19 protein-coding genes are annotated in these 22277 nt (G+C 71.8%); 10 read left to right on the plus strand and 9 right to left on the minus strand.

Going from position 1 to position 22277, the window contains the following annotated elements; translation table 11 throughout:
• The first annotated feature begins 4 nt into the window (after nucleotides 1-4).
• A complete protein-coding gene (locus tag APR04_RS25705) occupies nucleotides 5-1006 on the plus strand; it encodes a proline racemase family protein (protein WP_253876266.1) in 1002 nt (333 codons plus the stop codon).
• A gap of 21 nt (nucleotides 1007-1027) precedes the next feature.
• Here the strand turns inward: APR04_RS25705 and APR04_RS25710 are convergent, their stop codons facing one another.
• Nucleotides 1028-2020, minus strand: coding sequence for an aldo/keto reductase (locus tag APR04_RS25710; protein WP_253876268.1), 993 nt, complete (start codon nucleotides 2018-2020; stop codon nucleotides 1028-1030).
• A 227-nt stretch (nucleotides 2021-2247) separates the two neighbouring features.
• Here APR04_RS25710 and APR04_RS25715 point away from each other — a divergent pair, with 227 nt between their 5' ends.
• Both APR04_RS25715 and APR04_RS25720 read left to right on the plus strand, forming a co-directional pair.
• Nucleotides 2248-4170, plus strand: a complete 1923-nt coding sequence (locus tag APR04_RS25715; RefSeq protein WP_253876270.1) for an HNH endonuclease signature motif containing protein — start codon at nucleotides 2248-2250, stop codon at nucleotides 4168-4170.
• Nucleotides 4171-4196: 26 nt separating this feature from the next.
• On the plus strand, nucleotides 4197-4739 hold the full coding sequence (locus APR04_RS25720; RefSeq protein ID WP_253876272.1) for a DUF5946 family protein: 543 nt from the start codon (nucleotides 4197-4199) through the stop codon (nucleotides 4737-4739).
• Between the two features lie 21 nt (nucleotides 4740-4760).
• Here APR04_RS25720 and APR04_RS25725 read toward each other — a convergent pair whose 3' ends face one another.
• Nucleotides 4761-5210 (minus strand): MarR family winged helix-turn-helix transcriptional regulator, encoded by a 450-nt coding sequence (locus APR04_RS25725; RefSeq protein WP_253876274.1) that lies wholly within the window; start codon nucleotides 5208-5210, stop codon nucleotides 4761-4763.
• A gap of 178 nt (nucleotides 5211-5388) precedes the next feature.
• Between APR04_RS25725 and APR04_RS25730 the strand changes: the two genes are divergently transcribed.
• A complete protein-coding gene (locus APR04_RS25730) occupies nucleotides 5389-8586 on the plus strand; it encodes an efflux RND transporter permease subunit (RefSeq protein WP_253876276.1) in 3198 nt (1065 codons plus the stop codon).
• 50 nt (nucleotides 8587-8636) lie between these two features.
• On the opposite strand, the gene APR04_RS25735 is transcribed toward APR04_RS25730, so the two are convergent.
• On the minus strand, nucleotides 8637-8939 hold the full coding sequence (locus tag APR04_RS25735) for a hypothetical protein (protein ID WP_253876278.1): 303 nt from the start codon (nucleotides 8937-8939) through the stop codon (nucleotides 8637-8639).
• Nucleotides 8940-9083: 144 nt separating this feature from the next.
• Here APR04_RS25735 and APR04_RS25740 point away from each other — a divergent pair, with 144 nt between their 5' ends.
• From APR04_RS25740 to APR04_RS25765, 6 genes are all read left to right on the plus strand, one after another.
• Nucleotides 9084-9296 (plus strand): heavy-metal-associated domain-containing protein, encoded by a 213-nt coding sequence (locus tag APR04_RS25740; RefSeq protein ID WP_253876280.1) that lies wholly within the window; start codon nucleotides 9084-9086, stop codon nucleotides 9294-9296.
• Nucleotides 9293-10258 (plus strand): DUF8832 domain-containing protein, encoded by a 966-nt coding sequence (locus APR04_RS25745; RefSeq protein WP_253876282.1) that lies wholly within the window; start codon nucleotides 9293-9295, stop codon nucleotides 10256-10258. Before APR04_RS25740 ends, APR04_RS25745 begins: the two co-directional genes overlap by 4 nt.
• On the plus strand, nucleotides 10258-12519 hold the full coding sequence (locus APR04_RS25750; protein WP_253876284.1) for a heavy metal translocating P-type ATPase: 2262 nt from the start codon (nucleotides 10258-10260) through the stop codon (nucleotides 12517-12519). The genes APR04_RS25745 and APR04_RS25750 overlap by 1 nt, the downstream gene beginning before the upstream one ends.
• 51 nt (nucleotides 12520-12570) lie before the next feature.
• Nucleotides 12571-12864, plus strand: coding sequence for a YHS domain-containing protein (locus tag APR04_RS25755; protein ID WP_372496172.1), 294 nt, complete (start codon nucleotides 12571-12573; stop codon nucleotides 12862-12864).
• A 23-nt stretch (nucleotides 12865-12887) separates the two neighbouring features.
• Nucleotides 12888-13229 (plus strand): metal-sensitive transcriptional regulator, encoded by a 342-nt coding sequence (locus APR04_RS25760; protein ID WP_253876286.1) that lies wholly within the window; start codon nucleotides 12888-12890, stop codon nucleotides 13227-13229.
• 207 nt (nucleotides 13230-13436) lie between these two features.
• Nucleotides 13437-15596, plus strand: coding sequence for a heavy metal translocating P-type ATPase (locus APR04_RS25765; protein ID WP_253876288.1), 2160 nt, complete (start codon nucleotides 13437-13439; stop codon nucleotides 15594-15596).
• Between the two features lie 36 nt (nucleotides 15597-15632).
• Here the strand turns inward: APR04_RS25765 and APR04_RS25770 are convergent, their stop codons facing one another.
• The 6 genes from APR04_RS25770 to APR04_RS25795 all read right to left on the minus strand — a co-directional run bounded on the left by APR04_RS25770 (nucleotide 15633) and on the right by APR04_RS25795 (nucleotide 22149).
• Complete coding sequence (locus tag APR04_RS25770; RefSeq protein ID WP_253876290.1) at nucleotides 15633-16895, minus strand: sialidase family protein; 1263 nt, start codon at nucleotides 16893-16895, stop codon at nucleotides 15633-15635.
• A 202-nt stretch (nucleotides 16896-17097) separates the two neighbouring features.
• Nucleotides 17098-18369, minus strand: coding sequence for a sialidase family protein (locus APR04_RS25775; RefSeq protein WP_253876292.1), 1272 nt, complete (start codon nucleotides 18367-18369; stop codon nucleotides 17098-17100).
• Between the two features lie 150 nt (nucleotides 18370-18519).
• Complete coding sequence (gene nagB, locus APR04_RS25780) at nucleotides 18520-19302, minus strand: glucosamine-6-phosphate deaminase (RefSeq protein WP_253869929.1); 783 nt, start codon at nucleotides 19300-19302, stop codon at nucleotides 18520-18522.
• A complete protein-coding gene (locus tag APR04_RS25785) occupies nucleotides 19302-20405 on the minus strand; it encodes a Gfo/Idh/MocA family protein (RefSeq protein WP_253876294.1) in 1104 nt (367 codons plus the stop codon). Before APR04_RS25785 ends, nagB begins: the two co-directional genes overlap by 1 nt.
• A complete protein-coding gene (locus APR04_RS25790) occupies nucleotides 20402-21457 on the minus strand; it encodes a Gfo/Idh/MocA family protein (protein ID WP_253876296.1) in 1056 nt (351 codons plus the stop codon). Before APR04_RS25790 ends, APR04_RS25785 begins: the two co-directional genes overlap by 4 nt.
• Nucleotides 21454-22149, minus strand: coding sequence for a FadR/GntR family transcriptional regulator (locus APR04_RS25795; RefSeq protein WP_253876306.1), 696 nt, complete (start codon nucleotides 22147-22149; stop codon nucleotides 21454-21456). The genes APR04_RS25790 and APR04_RS25795 overlap by 4 nt, the downstream gene beginning before the upstream one ends.
• Between the last annotated feature and the right edge of the window lie 128 nt (nucleotides 22150-22277).

The following is a 22277-nucleotide window of genomic DNA, read 5'->3' on the forward strand; positions in this document are numbered from 1 at the left end:
CGCCATGCGTTCCAGCAGGACGATCACCGCCGTCGACTCGCACACCGAGGGCATGCCGACGCGCGTCGTCACGGGCGGCGTCGGGCAGATACCCGGTGAGACGATGAACGACCGCCGGCGGCACTTCATGGAGCACATGGACGACTTGCGGCTGTTCCTCATGAACGAGCCGCGCGGACACGCCGCGATGAGCGGCGCCATCCTGCAGCCGCCCACGCGGCCCGACTGCGACTGGGGCGTCGTCTACATCGAGGTGTCCGGCTGCCTGCCCATGTGCGGGCACGGCACCATCGGTGTGGCGACGGTCCTCGTCGAGACGGGAATGGTCGACGTCGTCGAGCCGGTCACCGAGATCCGGCTCGACACCCCCGCGGGGCTGGTGGTCGCCAAGGTGGCCGTCAGCGACGGCCACGCCGACGCCGTCACCATCGAGAACGTACCGAGCTTCGTGACGGCCCTCGACCAGAAGCTCGAGGTGCCCGGCTACGGCGCCGTCCCGTACTCGATGGCGTTCGGCGGCAACTTCTACGCGCTCGTCGACCTGGACGACCTGGACCTGCCCTTCGACCGGGCCAGGCAGAACGACCTGCTCACCGCCGGCCTCGCCGTCATGGACGCGATCAACGGGACCGCGCTGCCCAGGCACCCGTCGCTCGACGGCGTCGAGGGCTGCCACCACGTCGAGCTGATCGCCCCCGGCTCGGACGCGCGGCACTCCCGCCACGCGATGGCCATCTGGCCTGGCTGGTTCGACCGGTCGCCCTGCGGCACCGGTACGTCGGCCCGCATGGCCGAGCTCTGGGCCCGTGGGGAGCTCGCCCTGGACACCGACTTCATCAACGAGTCGTTCATCGGCAGCCGGTTCGTCGGCCGCCTGGTCGCCGAGACCACCGTCGCCGGCGTGCCCGCCGTCGTACCGACCATCACCGGGCGCGCCTGGGTGACCGGCACCGCCAGCTACGTGCTCGACCCCAGTGACCCGTTCCCGACGGGCTTCGTCTTCTGAACCGGCATCTGGGGGCCGGTGCTACAGCCCCGTCATGCGGAGCATCGCCTCGCCGTAGCGCTCGCCGCTGACCTGGATCTGCTCCGCGCCGGCCGCGATCTCGGCCAGGTCCCCGGCGGTGAGCGCGACGTCGGCCGCGCCGATGTTCTCCTCGAGGCGGCTGGTGCGGCGCGTGCCAGGGATCGGCACGATCCACGGTCGCTGCGCGAGCAGCCAGGCGAGCGCCACCTGCGCCGTCGTGCAGCCCTTGCGCGCGGCGACCGCACGGAGCAGGTCGACGAAGGCCAGGTTGGCCTGGCGGTTCTCCTCGCTGAAGCGCGGCAGACCGGTGCGCATGTCGCCGTCGGCCATCGCGGTGTCGAGGGCGCCCGTGAGGAAGCCGCGGCCAAGAGGACTGAAGGGGACGAACCCGATACCGAGCTCCTCGAGCGTCGGCAGGATCTCCGGCTCGGGGTCGCGGGTCCAGAGCGAGTACTCGCTCTGCAGCGCCGTGACGGGCTGGACCGCGTGCGCGCGGCGAATGGTGTCCGAGCCCGCCTCGGAGAGGCCGAAGCGCCGCACCTTGCCGGCCTCGATGAGCTCGGCGACGGTGCCGGCGACGTCTTCGATCGGAACCTGGGGATCGACGCGGTGCTGGTAGAAGAGGTCGATGACGTCGGTGCCGAGGCGGCGCAGCGCAGCGTCGGCCACCTGTCTGATGTGCTGAGGGCGGCTGTCCGTCCCGACGCTGCGGCCCTCGTCGTCGAGCTCGAAGCCGAACTTCGTCGCGATGACCACTTGATCACGTACGGGCGCGAGGGCCTCGCCGACCAGCTCCTCGTTGACGAACGGGCCGTAGACCTCGGCCGTGTCGAAGAGCGTGATCCCGCGGTCGACGGCGCTGCGGAGCACAGCGATCATCTCGTCGCGGGTTCCCGGGTTGGGGCCGTAGCCCTGGCTCATGCCCATGCAGCCCAGCCCGATGGCCGAGACCTCGAGGCTGCTCGTCCCGGATCCCAGCGTTCGTGTCTGCATGTGTGGCTCCTCGGTCGTGGGTGGAACTCGGTCGTGGGTGGAACGGGCGCCGCTCATCGGCTCGGAGTCGGCGGGAGCAGTCTGGCAGGACCCACCGACACGCGAGGTTCGTGCCACCCGGAGGGCGCCGACATCTTCGAGCCTGGAGATGCGGTCCAGCAGTATCGAACGTACATTCGACATGGCAGCAGCGTATCTTCGGTCTGGATCTGAAAAGGGGACGTTTTATGGGTGACGACGCGAACCGGGGTGCGGCTCAGGGCGCGGGTCTGGCCAGCGTCGTGGAACGGCGCCTGCGCCCCCTGATCACCGGGTCCCCGGCCGCGCCACCCGCTGGGGCGCGCACGACGACCATGGGGCCTGTCCTGAGCTGGGGTGCGGTCGCTCTCGCGGCGGAGGGTGCACTGCCCGCGGCGACCGTCACCTGGCTTGACCACGACCACGCCCGCACTGCCGCGACCGCTACCCCTGCGGCCGCTGGTGCGGCGGTAGCGGGAGCCGACGCGGCCGATGACCTGGGTACGGTGCCGGTCGGCGCTGGTCTCGTCGATGTGCTGGCGGGCGTCAATGTCGCCTTGACCGAGGACGCGGCCCTGCTGGACGTGGCGGCGCGGTGGCAGGAGGTCGTCACCTGGGCCACGGCGATGCAGTCCCGGGCCCTTGGCGAGATCGCCCGCCGTCGTGGCTGGACCGAGGAGCACAACGCGGCAGCCGCGGAGATCAGCGCGCGCCTACGCGTTCCGCAGGGCGAGGCGAACAAGCACCTGGCCCGTGGCGCGGGCCTGGCCGAACATCCACAGGTCATGACCGCTCTGCACGACGGCCTGATCGACACCGCCAAGGCCGACATCCTGCTTCGCAGCGGTAACCCCCTCACGGTCGAGGAGCGCGAGGCTGCTATCACCCTGTACCTGCCAGAGGCACCCGACCACTCCCGCCGGTGGCTCCGCGAACGGATGAATGCCTTCGCGACCCGGCTGAAGGGAGCTACGGAGACCACCAGGCACGCCCTGGCGCGTCGTGCGGTGTTCCTTGACCCTGCCGACAACTCGATGGCCTGGCTCAGCGCGAACCTTCCCGCCACCGACGCCGCCGCCGTCTGGGACGCGATCGACACGACCGCCCACATCCTCCGGCGTACGCCCGGTGCGACCCGGACGCTGTCCCAGGCCCGGGCTGACGCGCTGGTGGCGATCACGACCGGCCGGATCATCGTCCCGCCCGAACCCGAATGTGCACCCGCCGCGCCGACCGACGACCTGAAGCCGGCCGAGCCCGCGACCGCTGAGCCCGCGGCCGATGAGCCCGCACCAGAAGGACCTGCCGCAGGTCTTCCTGTATCGCCGGCCTCACCTGAGCCGGCCCTGCCCCGGACCACCGTCCCGGCCGTCGGATGTACCTGTGGCGGCTGCACCTGCGGTGGCACTGCCGTACGAGTCATCCCGGTGAAGCCACAGATCCGGGTCACCATCGCGGCCACGACGCTCCTTGGGCTGGACAACCTCCCCGGTCACCTGGACGGGTACGGCCCGATCCCGGCCGACGTCGCCGCCCGGATCGCGGCCGACGCGACGTGGCAGCGGCTGGTCACAGACCCCGTCACCGGCATCCTGACCGACCACTCCACCACCACCTACCAACCGGGCAGGCTGCTGCGCCAGGCGGTGACCGCGCGGGATCAGACCTGCGCCTTCCCGCAGTGCGACCGGCCCGCCCGATGGTCCGACCTGGACCACATCGATCCGTTCGACCACGACCTCGACGCGACCACCCTGCCGCTGGGCACGCCTGGGCAGACCCGCGCGACCAATCTGCAACCGCTGTGTCGCGCGCACCACCTGGCGAAAACTCACCACGGCTGGAACCCGGTTCGCGACCCCGGCACCGGGATCACGACCTGGACCGCACCTACCGGACACCGCTATCTCCGGCCAGCCACCCAGATCGGACAGGTCAGCAACGACACCACCAGCCTGGTCGACGACACCCGAGCGCGTCTCGGACAGCCACCTCTCGACGAGCGGCCCAGCGCGACGCGTCCGGCCACAGGCCAGTCGACCACGGCCCAGTCGAGCACGGCCCAGTCGAGCACTGCCCAGCCGACAACCGAGCAGCAGCTGCGACGCTTCTCCGACGATCCGCCCTTCTGAAGGTCTGCGAGACGAACGGCTCGGGCGTGGACCGGGTCTCCGGCACGATCGCCCGGCACGAGCTCGGACCGGCGCCCCGCAATCAGCTTGCGGACGTCCCCGCGCCAACACCTATCGTCAGGCGCATGACCGACGAGACGATCGCGTGTGCGGAGTGCGGTGCCGGCGGCGACCTGGGGGCGTGCGTCGATCTCTTCCACGGGCTGCTGGCTCTCGACCACCAGCGTCTCCAGCCGTGGGGCTCGTTCCACGGCCTCAACGTCGCGTGCTACTTCCTGCAGCATCCGACGCAGACTTCTGCCGCAGTGCTCGGCGGTCAGTGGCAGGTCGTCACGACGTTCCTCGCCCAGGGGCTCGACGCCGTGCACACGCTCGAGGCGGATCTGGTGCGCGCGAATCGGCGGAAGGCGGGTCCGCTGCCCAGCTTTGATCCGCCACCGGCGCGCTCGGCTCCTGCCGCGGTGACGATCGCGGACCTCTCGGTCGACGGCACGTTTCCCGCCGACGGTTACGAAGCCCGCATCCTGGAGTGGGCGCGATCGATCAGGGCCGAACGAACCCCCGCCTGAAGGTCCCGCCCCCTCCTCCGCCTACGACCCCAGCCTGCGGGCCGCCTCCAGCAGCGCACGAGTGCCCCGCGTGAGCGCGCGCAGGTCGTCGACGTCGAGCAGCGCGAGGAGGTCGGGCGGGAGGTCCTCGTCGTGCGCGACGAGGCGTCGGATCGCCTCGCTGCCCTTCTCCGTGCTGGTCACGCGACGGACCCGCCCGTCCGTAGGGTCCGGGGTGCGGACGGTCATGCCTGCGGCGGTCAGCCGGTCGAGGATCCCCGAGACCGTGCCGGCGGAGACCCCGAGCGCCTCGGCGAGCCGCTGCGGCGTCGACTCCCGGTCCACCTGCACGAGGGCCAGCGCCCGGAGCTGCTGCACGGTCAGGTCGGTCTCCAGCAGGGGGCGAAGCCGCGTGGCGAAGAACTGTTCGCCGAGGTCGCGGTGCAAGGTGGCGAGCTCAGCGACGAGCTGGTCGCGGGTCTGGTCGGTCACGGGCTGACCTTAACCGGGACTTCACCCCCTGGGAGAGGAGCCGGACGCCGGCGCCGGAACCGAGGTTGCGAGGCGGGAACCCGAGCAGGATCCTTTGCGTTAGGCAAAATACCGCGCCGACGGAGTCGTGGACCCGGCGTATCCCAGATCTGGAGGCAGTGTGTTTCGTCTTGCCCAAATGTCGCTCGCGAACCGTGCGCTCGTCGCACTCGCGACGATTGCCGTCTTTCTCGTCGGCATCTTCAGCATGGGGCAGCTTCGGCAGGAACTCATCCCGTCGATCAACGTGCCCATGGTCGCGGTCACCGCCAGCTATCCGGGCACCGCGCCGGAGATCGTCGCGGACCGGGTCACCGACCCGGTCGAGACGGCTGTCCAGGGCATCGACGGCGTCACCGGTGTGAGCTCGACCGTCTCGACAGGCATCTCGGTGACCACCGTCGAGCTCGAGTACGGCACCGACATCGACGCGATCGAGCAGGAGGTGACCTCGGCGCTCGGCAGCATCCAGGGCCTTCCGGCGGACGTCGAGCCCGAGGTCATGGCCGGTTCCCTCGACGGCCTGCCGGTGGTGCAGCTCGCGGTCTCCGGTGACGGCGACGAGCAGGAGCTGACCGACGCCATCGATTCCGTGCTGGTGCCCGAGCTGTCGGGGATCACCGAGGTCCGTGACGTGACGGTCACCGGCGCCACGGAGCAGCAGGTGGTGATCGACCCGGACGAGGAGAAGCTCGCCGAGGCGGGCCTCACCGCCGCGCAGCTCTCGTCGGTGCTGCAGGAGAACGGGACCGTCACCCCCGTCGGTGCGGTCACGCAGGACGGCGAGACGAACAGCGTCCAGGTCGGTACCTCCGTCGACTCCGTCAAGGAGCTCCAGGACCTGCCGCTCGTCCCCTCCGCCGGTTCGGCGGTGGCGGCGCCGCAGGCGCCCGAAGCACCCGCGGCACCCGGCGCACCGACGGCCCCCGACGCCGGGGGCAGCCCCGCCGACGTCGTGCATCTCGGCGAGGTCGCCGACGTGAGCGTGCAGGACGTGGAGCCCACCTCCTACTCCCGCCTGGACGGTGAGCCGTCGCTCGCGATCGCGCTGACCAAGACGCCGGACGGCAACACGGTGGACGTGTCGCACGCGGTGCACGACGTCCTGGCCGACGTCGAGGACGAGCTGGCCGACGCCGGCGTGAGCACCGCCGTCACGTTCGACCAGGCGCCGTTCATCGAGGAGTCGATCGAGGGCCTGACGACGGAAGGCGGTCTCGGCCTGCTCTTCGCGGTGCTCGTGATCCTGGTGTTCCTGGCGTCCCTGCGGGCGACGCTCGTCTCGGCGATCTCGATCCCGCTGTCGCTCGCGGTGACGTTCGCGGTCATGAACCTGACCGGCTACACGCTGAACATCCTGACGCTCGCGGCCATGACCATCTCGATCGGGCGCATCGTGGACGACTCGATCGTGGTGATCGAGAACATCAAACGGCACCTGTCGTACGGCGAGGACCGGGTGCACGGGATCATCACCGCGGTCCGGGAGGTCGGCACGGCCATCACCTCGTCGACGATCTGCACGGTAGCGGTGTTCGCTCCGATCGCCCTGGTGGGCGGCATGGCCGGCGAGCTGTTCCAGCCCTTCGCCGTCACCGTCGCGATCGCGATGGGTGCCTCCCTGGTCGTGGCCCTGGTCGTCGTGCCGGTGCTGGCCTACTGGTTCATCAAGGTCCCGGCCTCGGCCGACGGCGGCGCCGCCCTGCGCGAGGCCGCAGAGCTCAAGGAGCGTCGCGGCGTCTGGCAGCGTGCCTACGTGCCGTCGCTGTCCGCGGCGCTGCGCCGCCCGGCCGTCACCCTGGGCGTCGCGATCGCGCTTCTCGCCGGCACGGTCGCGCTGGTACCCCGCATGGAGACCAACTTCATCGGGGCAGCGGGCCAGGACACGCTCTCGGTGACGCAGGAGCTCGAGCCCGGCACGTCGCTGGCGGCCCAGGACGAGGCGGCCAAGGAGGTCGAGGACGTCCTGGCCGACGTCGACGGCGTCGAGAGGGTGCAGACGACCGTCGGATCGGGCGACGGGATGGCCGCCGCGTTCGGCATGGGTGGCGGGGGCAGCAGCGCGTCGTTCGCGATGACGCTGGGCGAGGACGCCGACGGCGAGGCCGTGCAGGACGACGTGAGCGACGCGCTCGATGAGGCGGCTCCTGACGGCGAGGTCACGGTGGCCGCCGGCGACGCCGGTTTCGCCAGCACGACCGTCGACCTGGTCGTCACGGCGCCGGACGCCGAGGGCCTGGCCGACGCCGCGAGCGCCGTCGAGGACGCGGTGACGGACCTGGACGGTGTCGAGGACGTGACGAACAACCTCGCCGCGGAGCAGTCCAGCGTGCAGGTGACGGTGGACCGGGACGCGGCGGCGGAGGTCGGGCTCACGGAGGCGACGGTCTCCGGCCTCCTCGCCGGTGCGATGAACGAGGCGAGCATCGGGACGATGGACCTGGACGGGTCGTCGCTCGACGTCGTGGTGGCCGGTGACCTGCCGGCGACGACCGCGGAGATCAAGAAGGTCGAGGTGCCGACGGCGGCGGGCGTGGTCCCGCTGAGCGACCTCGTGACGGTCGAGAAGGTCTCGGCGCCCGCGGCGGTCACGCGGGTGGACGGCGAGCGCAGCGCCACCGTGGCGGTGACTCCCGCCGGGCAGGACCTGGGGGCGCTGACCGTGGCCCTGACCGAGGAGATCGACGGTCTGGACCTGCCGAGCGGCGCAGAGGTGACGATCGGTGGCGTGGCGTCCGACCAGGCCGACGCGTTCGCCGACCTCGGCCTGGCGCTGGTGGCGGCCATCCTCATCGTCTACCTCGTGATGGTGGCGACCTTCCGGAGCATCGGGCAGCCGCTGATCCTGCTGGTCTCGGTGCCGTTCGCGGCCACCGGCGCACTGGGTGCGCTGCTGCTGACCGGGACGCCGCTCGACGTCGCCGCGCTGATCGGTGCGCTGATGCTGGTGGGCATCGTGGTGTCGAACGCGATCGTCCTGATCGACCTGATCAACCAGTACCGGGCGGAGGGCCGGCCGCTGGACGAGGCGGTCAAGGAGGGGGCGCGGCAGCGGCTGCGGCCGATCGTGATGACGGCGGCCGCGACGATCCTCGCCCTGACGCCGATGGCGTTCGGCCTGACCGGCGGAGGGGCGTTCATCTCGCAGCCGCTGGCCCTGGTGGTGATCGGTGGGCTGGTGTCCTCGACCCTGCTCACGCTGTACGTGGTGCCGGTGATCTACGCGCTGTTCGAGCGGCGCTCGGGAGAGCGCACCTCGAAGCGTGCGGAACGCGCGGCGCGCCGGGCGGAGAAGGCGCGGTCCAAGGCCGCTGAGGCGGCGCGGGGCGCGCGGTAGCACGTCCGGGCGCCTGCCCTCGCTCACTGAGTCGTCCTGAGCGTCTGTGCTCAGGACGACTCAGCGCGCCGGTCGACCCACTGCTTGGCCTCGACCAGCCCATGGCCGGTCGCCTCGCGGTAGAGCTTGATCGCCTCGACCCGCCGGTCGGACCAGATGCACCGGTCGATCTCGGCCACCGTCTCCGGGGGGAGGCCCTCCGCGGCCGGGCCCTCGACGCCGAGGTGCTTGATCACCATGTCGAGCTTGCGCTCGGTCCGTTCCGCGGTGCGCGCGGCCGAACGCAGGTTCCCGGTGATGGTGATCGTGCTGAGCAGCAGGATGATGATGACTGCCGTCGCGATGAGGTCCATGCGCGAACCCTAGTGGCCGTGGCCCGGCCGGCGGCCGGCCCGCCATCGAGCTCTCTCGCCTTGACCGAAATACTCCATGGGGGTATATGGTTACCGGTATACGGCTACCCCCTAGGGGTAGGGATCGAGCGGAAGGAAGAGACGATGGCGACGAGCGAGTACCAGGTGACCGGGATGACGTGCGGGCACTGCGAGACGGCGGTCCGTGGCGAGGTGGGCGGGCTCCCCGGTGTCGCGCACGTCGACGTCAGTGCCGCGACCGGCCGGCTCGTCGTCACGAGCGATACCACGCCCGACGACGCGGCGGTCCTGGCCGCGGTCGACGAGGCCGGGTACGAGGCGGAGCGCGTCTCGTGAACGCACCCCAGCGCCTGACCGTCTACGGGGCGGGTCTGGTCGCGCTGTTCGTCGCGGCGTTCACCGTCGCAGGCCTGGTCGTGCCGAAGGCCGCCGTGGCCGCCTGGTCGATGCCGGCGGAGGGAGACGACCCGGCCGCCATGGGCATGGAGACGGGCATGGAGACGGGCATGGAGACGGGCATGGAGACGAGCACAGCCCCGGACGCCGGTCCGCACGCCGGCGAGAGCGCGGCGGCCCCGGTGCGCGGGCTCGCCCTCGAACAGGACGGCCTGCTCCTGAACCCGGTGAGCGCTCCCGACCGGGTCGGCGAGGACGGGACTCTCTCGTTCTCGATCACCTCGGCGGACGGCGACGCCGTGACCGCGTTCGAGACCGAGCACGACAAGGAGCTGCACCTGGTCGTTGTGCGTACCGACGGGGCCGGGTTCCGCCACGTGCACCCGAAGATGTCGGCCGACGGCGTCTGGTCGATCCCGTGGACCTGGGACGCGGCCGGCAGCTACCGCGTGCTCACCGACTTCGTCCCCGAGGCGACCGGCGAGAACGTGACGCTCAGCCGCACCGTCGAGGTCGGCGGGCGGGTCTCGCCGGAGCCGCCGACGGCGGTCTCCACGAGCGACACCGTCGACGGGTACACCGCCACGCTCACGGGAGACCTGGGCACCTCCGGCGACTCCAGGCTCACCGTGACGGTCACGAAGGACGGCGAACCCGTCACCAGGCTTGAGCCGTACCTCGGCGCCTACGGGCACCTCGTCGCGCTGCGTGACGGCGACCTGGCCTATCTGCACGTGCACCCGGAGGGCGACGAGCCGGCGCACGGTTCGGTGTCGGGCCCCGAGATCGGGTTCATGACGAAGGCCCCCACGCCCGGCCGCTACCTGCTGTACCTGGACTTCAAGGTCGACGGGGTCGTGCGCACCGCGCACCTCGTCCTGGACGCGACAGGGAGGGAATGATGTCCGACACCACATCCCGGACGGACGAGCCGGGAACGACCGTGGACCTCGAGATCGGTGGCATGACCTGCGCGTCGTGCGCCATGCGGATCGAGAAGAAGCTCAACCGCCTCGACGGGGTCAGCGCCAGCGTCAACTACGCCACCGAGAAGGCGAAGGTCACCGCGCCGGCGGGCTACGACCTGAGCGCCATCGTCGCGGAGGTGGAGAAGACCGGTTACACCGCGGCGCTCCCGGCGCCGAAGGACGCCCCGAAGGGCGGCGGCGACGCCGTCGACACGCGGGACGTCGAGCTGCGCTCGCTGCGGAACCGGCTGATCACCTCGATCGTGCTGGCCGTACCGGTGATCGCCCTGGCGATGGTGCCCGCGTGGCAGTTCACGTACTGGCAGTGGGCGTCGCTCGCGCTCGCCGCCCCGGTGATCGTGTGGGCGGCGTGGCCGTTCCACCAGGCTGCGTGGACCAACCTGCGGCACGGCGCTGCGACGATGGACACCCTCGTCTCGCTCGGTGTCTCGGCCGCGTTCCTCTGGTCCCTGTACGCGCTGTTCCTCGGCACGGCGGGGGAGCCGGGGATGACGCACGGGTTCGAGCTGACCATCGCGCCGTCCGACGGTGCGGCCAACATCTACCTCGAGGTGGCCGCGGGCGTCACGATGTTCGTGCTCGCCGGGCGCTACTTCGAGAAGCGGTCCAAGCGCCGGGCCGGCGCGGCGCTGCGGGCGCTGCTCGAGCTCGGCGCGAAGGACGTCTCCGTGCTGCGCGGCGGCACGGAGACCCGGATCCCGGTCGAGAGCCTCGCCGTCGGCGACGAGTTCGTCGTGCGGCCGGGCGAGAAGGTCGCCACCGACGGTGTCATCGTCGCCGGCTCGTCGGCGATCGACGCCTCGATGCTCACGGGGGAGTCCGTGCCCGTCGAGGTCGGGGCCGGCGACACCGTGGCCGGGGCGACCGTGAACTCGGGCGGCCGGCTGGTCGTCCGCGCCACCCAGGTCGGCTCGGGCACGCAGCTCGCGCGGATCGCGCAGCTCGTCGAGGACGCGCAGTCCGGCAAGGCCGAGGTCCAGCGCCTCGCCGACCGGGTCTCCGGGATCTTCGTGCCTGTCGTCATCGCGATAGCCGTCGGTACCCTCGGCGTCTGGCTCGGCGGCGGGTTCCCCGCGACCGCAGCGCTGACGGCCGCCGTCGCGGTGCTGATCATCGCCTGCCCCTGCGCGCTCGGGCTGGCGACCCCCACCGCCCTCCTGGTCGGTACGGGACGAGGGGCCCAGCTCGGCATCCTGATCAAGGGGCCGGAGGTCCTGGAGTCCACCCGCAAGGTCGACACGGTCGTGCTCGACAAGACCGGCACCGTGACGACCGGCCGGATGACGCTCCTCGACGTCGTCCCGGACGCCGGCACCAGCCGCGATGAGCTGCTCCGCCTCGCGGGCGCCCTGGAGGACGCCTCCGAGCACCCCGTCGCGCAGGCGATCGCCAAGGGCGCCACCCAGCAGGTCGGCAGCCTGTCCGTCCCGGAGTCGTTCGAGAGCGTCCAGGGGCTTGGCGTGCAGGGGGTCGTCGACGGGCACGCCGTCGTCGTCGGCCGGGAGGCCCTGCTGGCCGACTGGTCGCAGTACCTGCCCGCGCACCTGGCCCAGGCTAAGGCTCAAGCCGAGGGTGAGGGTAAGACCGTCGTGGCGGTCGGCTGGGACGGTCAGGCGCGGGGCATCCTCGTGGTCGCCGACCAGGTCAAGCCGACCAGCGCCGCCGCCGTCGCGCAGCTCACCGCGCTCGGGCTCACGCCCGTGCTGCTCACGGGCGACAACCGGGCGGTGGCCGAGCAGGTCGCCGCCGAGGTGGGCATCACGCAGGTCATCGCCGAGGTGATGCCGCAGGACAAGGCAGACGTCGTCGCCCGGCTGCAGGCGGAGGGCAAGGTCGTCGCGATGGTCGGCGACGGCGTGAACGACGCTCCTGCCCTGGCGCAGGCCGACCTGGGCCTGGCGATGGGCACCGGTACGGACGCGGCGATCGAGGCCGCGGACATCACCCTCGTGCGTGGCGACCTCAGCTCGGCCGCCGACGCGATCCGGCTCTCCCGCCGCACCCTCCGCACGATCAAGACGAACCTGTTCTGGGCCTTCGGGTACAACGTCGCCGCGATCCCGCTGGCCGCGCTCGGCCTGCTCAACCCCATGCTCGCCGGCGCCGCGATGGCGTTCTCCAGCGTCTTCGTCGTCGGCAACAGCCTCCGCCTGCGCTCTTTCGCGAAGCGCTGACAGATCCACCGACCCACCGACCACAGATCACCACCGAAGAGAGGGCCCACCATGGGACACGACCACACACACGGCGAGCACCAGCACGGCGAGCAGGCCGACGGCGGCCACTGCGGCGGCCACGCGCCCTCGGCGCCGCCGAGCCACCACGGCATCAACCTGCTCGGCCCGTCGGCCGAGGAGCTCGCGGAGTGCCCGGTGATGCGCGGCAGCACCGTCGTCAAGGCCGACGCCGAGGCCAAGGGGCTGTTCCGCGACTACGCGGGCCAGCGGTACTGGTTCTGCTGCGCGGGCTGCGAGGCCCCGTTCGACGCCGACCCGTCGAAGTACGCGGCAACGGTCTGACCTGAGATGACACCATGGGAACCATGACCGAAACAGGATCCCCTGGCGCTCTCGGCGTCAGCGGGGAGGGTGACGCACACGCCACCCATGGGTACATCACCGACAAGGCCAACTACCTCGCCCGGCTCAAGCGCATCGAGGGGCAGGCGCGCGGGATCCACCGGATGGTCGACGAGGAGCAGTACTGCATCGACATCCTCACGCAGGTGTCGGCCTTGACCAAGGCGCTGGAGAGTGTGGCGCTCGGCCTGCTGGACGACCACCTCAAGCACTGCGTGGTGGACGCCGCCCGGGCCGGGGGCGCAGAGGCGGACGCCAAGGTGAAGGAGGCCTCCGACGCGATAGCGCGGCTCGTCCGCTCCTGAGCCGCGGAGGTTGAGACCGCCCGGTGTGGTCGGTAGAACGTCAGAAGGTCGGCACCCCGGGGTGCCGACCTTCTGACGTTCTAACGACCACAGGACGATGTGTCGCGCCGGACCCCGGACAGCGCTTGACCGCGGGTACCCCTGGGGGGTATAAATTGTGGTGTGCCGCCCACCCGTGGGGCACTGCTTCAACCCAGGAGCGATTCCATGAACGAGTCACCCGACCGCCCCACCGAGCAGGCTGTCGTGCCCGGCCCGGACAGCAGCCATCAGCACGGCCATCAGCACGGCCATGCGCACGGCCAGGCCACCCAGGCCACCCAGGAGCAGCACTCCGGCCACGCGGAGCGCTCCGGCCACGGAGGGCACGGCGGTCACTCCGGCCACGGTGACCACGTGGGCCAGTTCCGCCGGCTGTTCTGGATCATGCTCGTCCTGGCCGTGCCGGTCGTCGCGTTCTCCGACATGTTCGCGATGCTCCTCGGGTACTCCCTGCCGGACGCGACCTGGGCGAACGCGGTATCGCCGCTGCTCGGTACCGTCATGTACGCGTGGGGCGGATGGCCGTTCCTCACCGGGGCGGTCAGCGAGCTCCGGTCCCGCAAGCCGGGGATGATGCTGCTGATCGGGCTCGCGATCACCGTCGCGTTCGTCGCCTCCCTCGGCGCGAGCCTCGGGCTGCTGGACCACCAGCTCGACTTCTGGTGGGAGCTGGCGCTCCTGATCGTGATCATGCTGCTCGGCCACTGGATCGAGATGCGGTCGCTCGCACAGACGACGTCGGCCCTCGACTCCCTCGCAGCCCTCCTGCCGGACGAGGCCGAGCGCGTCGACGGCGACCAGATCGTCACGGTCGCGCCGGCCGACCTCGCGGTGGGCGACGTCGTCGTCGTGCGGCCCGGCGGGAGCGTCCCCGCCGACGGCCGCGTCGTCGACGGCCAGGCCGAGATGGACGAGTCCATGGTGACGGGCGAGTCGCGCACCGTCTCGCGCGGCGAGGGCGATGCCGTGACGGCCGGGACGGTCGCCACCGACTCCGGGCTCCGGGTCGAGGTGACCGCCACCGGCGACGACACCGCCCTGGCCGGCATCCAGCGCCTGGTCACCGAGGCGCAGAGCTCGTCGTCGCGCGCGCAGCGCCTGGCGGACGTCGCGGCCGGCTGGCTGTTCTGGTTCGCCCTCGGCGCCGCCGCCGTCACCGCGGTGGTCTGGTCCCTTGTCGGCCTGCCCGACGACGCCGTCGTCCGCACCGTGACCGTGCTCGTGATCGCCTGCCCCCACGCCCTCGGGCTGGCCATCCCGCTCGTCGTCTCGATAGCCACCGAGCGGGCCGCTCGCGGCGGCGTGCTGGTCAAGGACCGGCTCGCGCTGGAGAGCATGCGCACCGTCGACACCGTGCTGTTCGACAAGACCGGCACCCTGACCAAGGGCGAGCCCACCGTCGCAGAGGCGCTGCCCGCCGGCGGAGTCGGCAACGGCGTCGACAGCGACACGCTGCTGGCGCTCGCGGCCGCCGCGGAGTCGGACAGCGAGCACCCGCTGGCCAAGGCGATGGTGCGCGCCGCCCAGGACCGTGGTCTGACGGTTCCCCGGGTCGCCGGGTTCTCGTCGTCGCCCGCCGTCGGGGTCACCGCCACTGTCGACGGCCACGAGATCCGGGTCGGCGGGCCGCGCCTGCTCGAGGAGAGCGGGCAGGCCGAGCTGCCGGTGGCCGAGGTCTGGCGCGGCGACGGGGCGATCATCCTGCACGTCCTGCGCGACGGGGCGGTGGTCGGCGGCATCAAGCTCGCGGACGAGGTGCGCGCCGAGTCCGCCGACGCCGTCCGGGCGCTCCACGCCCTGGGCGTCCAGGTGGTCATGATCACCGGCGACGCCGAGGCGGTCGCCCGGTCGGTGGCCGACGAGCTGGGCGTCGACCGCTACTTCGCGGGCGTCCGGCCGGAGGACAAGTCCGCCAAGGTCCAGCAGCTCCAGGGGGAGGGCCGGAAGGTCGCGATGGTGGGCGACGGCGTCAACGACGCCCCGGCGCTGGCGCAGGCCGACGTCGGGATCGCGATCGGGGCCGGCACGGACGTGGCCATCGCGTCCGCCGGGGTCATCCTCGCCAGCGACGACCCGCGGTCGGTCCTGTCGGTGATCGAGCTGTCCCGGGCCAGCTACCGCAAGATGAAGCAGAACCTGTGGTGGGCCGCTGGGTACAACCTTCTCGCGGTGCCGCTCGCCGCGGGGGTCCTCGCGCCGGTCGGGTTCGTGCTGCCGATGTCGGTGGGCGCCGTCCTGATGTCGCTCTCCACCGTCGTCGTCGCGCTCAACGCCCAGCTGCTGCGCCGGCTCGACCTCCGGCCTGGAGGTCGAGCCGGGCAGTAGGCCCTGCTGATCATCTGCTGACCACCTGCTGACTGATCACCCGGAGGCCGCACCGCCCTGCAGGAGCCAGTCGAGGTCGAACGTGGCGAACCGGATGCCGCCGTCGCCCGAATCGGGCTCGTAGAGCAGCCCGACCGTCCCGTCGGGCAGCGTGGCCAGCGTCGAGTAGCCCATGCCGCCCGGCTGGAACACCCGGGACACGGGCCAGCTCCTGCCGTCGTCGTAGCTCATCCGGACCGTGCCGTTGTTGCGCGACGTCGTGGACGCCGCGTTCGAGAAGAGGAGCACCTTGGCCTTCTTCGTGCCGCGGGGCGCGTCGGGGTAGGCCCGCATGATGGAGGCATTGCTCCCGGGGTCAGGGAGCTGCCGGTCGATCCGCACGCGGCCGTAGGTCACTCCGCCGTCCGTCGAGTAGGCCACCCTGCGAAATCCCGACCCGCCGGAGTCGCGTGAGTTGAGCATGACGCGCCCGTCGGACAGCTCGACCGTCTTGTTCTCGTTCATGTTGGTACCGACCGGCTCGCCGGCCTGCCAGGTCTTGCCGTGGTCGTCGGAGTACACCGAGACCGCCTGGATCGTTCTTGCGCCGTTGATGATCGTGTACTGCTGGAGCAGGCGGCCCGCGTGGGGTCCGTACCTGAGCTGGATGCCCTGGCCGGACGCGGCGAACCGGGAGCGCCACGCCGGGTCGGCCGTGACGTCGGCGGTGATCGTGCGGTGCGTCCAGCTGCGGCCGTCGTCGGTGGACGTCGAGAGGTGCGCCTGGAGGACGTCGCGGTCCGTCGGGTCGACGCCCCGCTGCGAGCCGCCGAAGCCCTCGTCGTAGGACTTCATGTGGAAGTTGAAGATGGTGCCGGTCTCGCGGTCGACGATGTAGCTCGGGTCGGAGTAGCCCTCGATCGGCCTGGAGGTCTTGCCCGCCGCGACGACCTCCTGCGGGCCCCAGGTGGCGCCGTTGTCCGTGGAGCGGCGCTGGAGGATCGAGTTCGGTCCGGGGGCGTCGGCGTCGGTGGGGCGCCCGTCGTAGGACGCGAGGACGTCGCCGCTGGTGGTCACCGTCAGCGCGGTGATCCGGTAGGCGGGGAAGCCGCCCTCGCCGTTGGTCGCGAGCTGCTGTTCGGCGTAGTCGCCGGGGCCACCGGTCGCCGGCGCGACGTCGTGGTCCGGCCGGGGCGCTGTGTGCTGAGGGCCGTGCTGCGTGGCGGCCGTTGCGACGGTGCCGCTCGCGCCGAGCAGGAGCACGAGGGCGCCCGCCGTGATCAGCAGGCAGGGCGTTGGTCTGCGAAGGTGTCCGAGCATGCCGTTCCTTCCGGTCGAGGTATCGCTCGGCAAGGTGACCGACCATGAGAGGGACGTTGGTCGGCAAAGGTGCCGAAACAGGACAGATGGCATCAGTTGATGACGTCTGGACCGTAACCCCGCTCCGGGAAGCCTGCAACCAAGAGCCGCTGCTGCGCCGGCTCGACCTCCGCCTGGAGGCCGAGCCGGGCAGTGAGCGGACTCAGCCGCCGTGCAAGAGCCAGTCGAGGTCGAACGTGGCGAACCGGATGCCGCCGTAGCCCGAGTCGGGCTCGTAGAGCAGCCCGACCTTGCCGTCGGGCAGCGTGGCCAGCGTCGAGTAGGCCATGCCGCCCGGCTGGAACACGCGGGACTCCGGCCAGGTCCTGCCGTCGTCGTAGCTGATCCGGACGGTGCCGTTGCTGCGCGACGTCGTGGAACCCGCGTTGGAGAACAGGAGCACCCGAGCCTCCGCGGACCCGCGCGGCGCGTTGGGGTAGGCGCGCACGATCGAGGCGTTGTTCGTCGGGTCGGGCAGCTCCCGGTCGATCGTCACGCGGCCGTAGGTCACCCCGCCGTCGGCGGAGTAGGCCACCTTGCGGTAGCCCGAGCGGGCGGAGTCACGCGAGTTGAGCATGACGCGCCCGTCGGACAGCTCGACCGTCTTGTTCTCGTCCATGCCGGTACCGACCGGCTCGCCGACCTGCCAGCTCGCACCGTGGTCGTCGGAGTACACCGACACCGCCTGGAACGTGCCGGAGCCGTTGATGATCGTGTACTGCTGGACCAGGCGGCCCGCGTACTTGCCGTACTTGAGCTGGATGCCCTGGCCGGACGCGGCGAAGCGGGAGCGCCAGTCGAGGTCGGCCGTGACGTCGGCGGTGATCGTGCGGTGGGTCCAGGTGCGGCCGTCGTCGGTGGACGTCGAGACGTCCGCCTGGATCACGTTGCGGTCCGCGGGGTCGACACCCGGCCGCGAGCTGCCGAAGCCCGCGTCGTAGGACTTCACGTGGAAGCTGAAGATGTCGCCGGTCTCGCGGTCGACGATGTAGCTCGGGTCGGAGTAGCCCTCGATCGGCGCGGTGGTCTTGCCCGCCGCGACGATCTCCTGCGGCCCCCAGGTCGCGCCGCTGTCCGTGGAGCGCCGCTGCAGGATCGAGTTCGGCCCGGGGGAGTCGGCGGCGGTGGGGCGTCCGTCGTACGAGGCGAGGACGTCACCGCCGTTGGTCACCGTCAGCGCGGGGATCCGGTAGTTGGGAAAGCCGTCCTCGCCGTTGGTCGCGAGCTGCTGCTCGGCGTAGGTCCCGGGGCCGCCGGTGGCCGGCGTGACGTCGTGGTCGGGCGCGGCCGCGAAGTGGTGGGCAGGTGTCGTGTGGCGAGGGGCTGCGGTGTGCTGCGTGGCTGCCGTGGCGGTGCCGCTCATGCCGAGCAGGAGCGCGAGGGCTCCCGCCGTGACCGCGACGCGGGACGCCGGCCTGCGGAGGTGTCCGTTCATGCCGTTCCTTCCGGTGGAGGTGTCGTTCGGCACTGCGGCCGGCCGCGAAAGGGGCAGAGCGCGGCGACGGTGCCGAACTGGACAGATGACGTCAGATGTCTGACGTCCGGGGAACATATCTCTGTCCGGTGAAGGGGTCAAGGGGGTGTCCTACAGCCCTTGCCAGTCGGGTTTGCCGGCGTAGGTCTGGCGGTAGTAGTCGGCGAGCTGGAGGCGGGAGGCCGCTGCGTCGTCGACCAGGACCGTGGCGTGCGGGTGGGTCTGCATGATGGTGGCGGGCCACATCGCCGAGATCGGTCCCTCGACCAGCTGGTGGACCGCCTCGGCCTTGGCCCGCCCCGACGCCAGGAGCACCAGGTGCCGCGCGGACATGATCGTGGCAAGACCCTGGGTCAGGCAGTGCCGCGGCACCTGCTCGACGGACCCGCCGAAGAACCGCGCGTTGTCCTCCCGGGTCTGCCGGGTCAGGGTCTTGATCCGGGTCCGGGACGCGAGCGAGGAACCCGGCTCGTTGAACGCGATGTGCCCGTCCGTACCGATCCCCAGGAGCTGCAGGTCCACACCCCCGGCCTGCGCGATGTCCGCCTCGTAGGCGGCGCACGCCGCGGGCAGGTCCTCGGCCAGACCGTCCGGGCCCCGCACCGCGCCCGGGGCGAGGTCGACCCGGGCGGCGAACTCCTTGTCGATCACGTTGCGGTACCGCTGCGGATGGTCCGCGGCCAGGCCGACGTACTCGTCGAGCATGAACGCCCGCGCCCGCGCGAACGACAGACCCTCCTCGGCATGACGGCGAGCCAGCTCGTCATACACCGCGAGCGGCGAGGACCCGGTCGCCAGCCCCAGCACCACACCGGGCCGCGCCGTCAACAGCCCCTGCACCGCGTCCGCCGCCAGCCGCGCGAGCTCACCCGCCGGCGCGATCACGACCTCCATCAGACCCGCTCCTCTTCGTCCTGGTGCACAGAAGCGTTCTGCTGCACAGTGTCCTGGCGCACGGCGACGACGTCGCCGGCCTCTGTCGACCGGTAGGCCGCGTCGATCACCGCGAGCGTCGCGCGTGCCTCCCCGATCCCGTAGTCGGGCCGCTCCCCGGCCAGCACGGCGTCGACCACGTGGCGCAGGTACGCGGCCGCGGCGACCTGGCCGGCGTCGTCGGCGATCGTGGTGCGCCCGGCGGCGCCGAACCGGGAGACGGCGGGCGCGTCGTCGTCGGCCACCGCGTGGCCGTGCGAGCCGAGCAGCCGGATCGACGACGTGGTGGGCGTCCCGCCCGGAGCGAAGGGCACGCGGCCCAGCGTGATCGTCGCGGTGACGCCGCGCTCCAGCTCCAGCGTGACGACGGCCGTGTCCTCCACGCCCGCCGCCCGATGAGAGTCCAGGAAGAGTGCACCCGAGAACGCGTGCACCTCGATCGGTCGCAGCCCCGTGAGGTAGAGCGCCGCGTCCGCGCAGTAGCCAAGGAAGTTGAGCATCTCGCCTCCGCCGGACAGCTTCCGGTCGACCACGAGCTCCGGCCGCTCCACCGACGTGGCGAAGTGCGCGCCCGACGCGAAGAACTCCAGGTCCAGGTGGCGGGGGAGGCCCACGTGCCCGGCGTCCACCCACGCCCGCAGGCGCCGCAGGGCGGGCGAGTGCGTCCGGTTCACGACGGCGCAGGTCCGCCCGGTGCGGGCGGCGACGGCGACGAGGTGGTCGGCGTCGGCGAGGGTGGTCGCCACCGGCTTGTCGACGACGACGTCGAGCCCCGCGTCCAGCAGCGCCGCCGCGAGGCGGGCGTGCCGGGTGGGCTCCGCGCACACCACGACGAGGTCGATCGGCGAGCCGAGCGCCCCGGCCACGGACGTGACGTCGTCGACGACACCGAACGGCACGCCGGCGCGGTCCGCGACGGCGCGCGAGTCCTGGACGGCCCGGTCGCCCGCCGTCCGCTCCTCGACGACGCCGGCGATCTCGACCCGGTGGTCGGCGGCCAGCAGGGCGAGGTAGTCCGCGGCGTGGCGCACGCCGGAGGCGAAGGCGACCCGCAGGGCGGTCATGCCGGTGCTCCCGCAGGCGCTCCCGCGTACCCCGGCACGTCGGCCACCCGTTCCCGTCGGCCCGAGCGGAGGGAGCGCTGCGCGGCGAGCGCCGTCGCGAGGGCGGTCCGCACCTGGGGTGTGGTCACGATCTGAGGTGCGTCGCCCCGGACCACGTCGAGCCAGTGCGCGACCTGGGTGCGCAGGGCGCCGTCGACGGACGCGGGGGGAGCCGTTGCGGCGTCGGAGTGCAGGTCGTCCTCCTCGGAGGTGGTGTGGGTGAGGGTGCCTTCGGTCCCGACCAGCACCATGCGGCGCAGCAGCTCGCCGCGGCGGCGCAGCGCGTAGCAGAGCTCGAGGGTCGCCAGCGCGCCGGAGGCGGTGCGGAGCTGGATGTGGAAGGAGTCGGGCGACTCCATCTCGGGGGAGAACGTGCGCAGGCCGCGCGTGAAGACCTCGACGGGCTCGTCGCCGAGCAGCCAGACGGCGGCGTCGACGATGTGGGTGCCGTTGTGCACCGGGTGGCCGCCGGACAGCTCGGGGTCGAGCTGCCAGCCGCGCCAGCCACCCGGCCAGGCGTGCCCGGTGTACCAGGAGATGTGGGTCAGGCGGGGGCTGCCGATCTCCCCGCCGTGCGCGGCCCGGGCGAGCGCGGCGACGGCGGGCTGGAACCGCACGGTCTGGCCGACGACGAGCGTCGTGCCGCTGCCCTCGGTCGCCGCGACCATGGCGTCGAGCTGTTCGAGGCTGAGGGCGGCGGGCTTCTCGACCTGCACGTGCTTGCCTGCGCGCCCCGCCGCGATGGTGTCGCGCGCGTGGTCGGGCGTGGCGGTGACGACGTCCACCGCGGACACGGCGTCGTCGGACAGCGCGTCGTCCAGGTCGGTCGTGGCTCGGGCGCCCGGGACGAGGGCGGCGAGGGCCGTCGCGCGGACCAGGTCGTGGCCGACCACCCAGCGGACCGAGGCGTCCGGCAGGGCGGCGAGCGCCAGGAGGTGCTCGCGCGCGAACGCACCGGTGCCGACGACCGCGATGCCGACCGGGGCGCGGGCGAGCCGCTGCGGGGCGCTCACGAGGTCTTCCCCTCGAGCGCGCGGTCGATCGGCTCGTAGTGGGAGATGACCGCCGCGCGGAACGCCGCGACGTCGCCCGCCTCGGCAGCGGAGATCATCTCGCCGTGCGCGCGCGCCGTCTGGACGAGGTCGGCGGCGACGGAGATGCCCAGCTTGGGGATGACCGCCGTGTGGACGTCCCAGAACGCGGCGACGAGCTGCCCGACGAGCGAGTTGTCGAGCCGGGCGAGCAGCCCGGTGTGGAACGCACGGTCCTGGGTCGCGAAGCTGCGGCCCTCACCTGCGGCCGCCACCATCTCGTCGACGAGCGCGTGGAGGTCGGGGTAGGTGGTGCCGGCGAGGCTGTCGACGATGCGCTCGGCCATGGCCAGGTCGAGCGCCTGGCGGACCTCGACCACGTCCCGCAGGGCGCGCAGGTCGTCGCCGGGGCTGAGGACACCGCGGAAGACGAGCGACTCGACGAGCGCGTCGAGCGACATGTGGCCGACGAACGTCCCGTGGCCGTGCCGGACCTCCACGATGTCCAGCGTCGAGAGGGTGCGGATGGCCTCACGCACGCTCGACCGGGAGACGGCGAGCCGTTCGCACAGGGCGGTCTCCGTCGGGAGCGGGTCGCCGGGGCGCAGCCCTTCGCCGAGGATGAAGTCCTTGATCTGGTCGGCGGTAGTGGTCCGCCGTGGGGTGGCCGTCATGGTGGTTCGTGTCTCGGTCCCCGTCGATTCGGGTGCGGTGCCCCGCGGTGTCGCCATCTTGACCCCTTCGGTTTCTGGTCCTAGTGTCATGCTACACAACATCAGACATCAGACGTCTTCCCTCTCCG

It is taken from the genome of Promicromonospora umidemergens, assembly GCF_024171995.1.
Classification (GTDB): Bacteria; Actinomycetota; Actinomycetes; order Actinomycetales; family Cellulomonadaceae; genus Promicromonospora; species Promicromonospora umidemergens.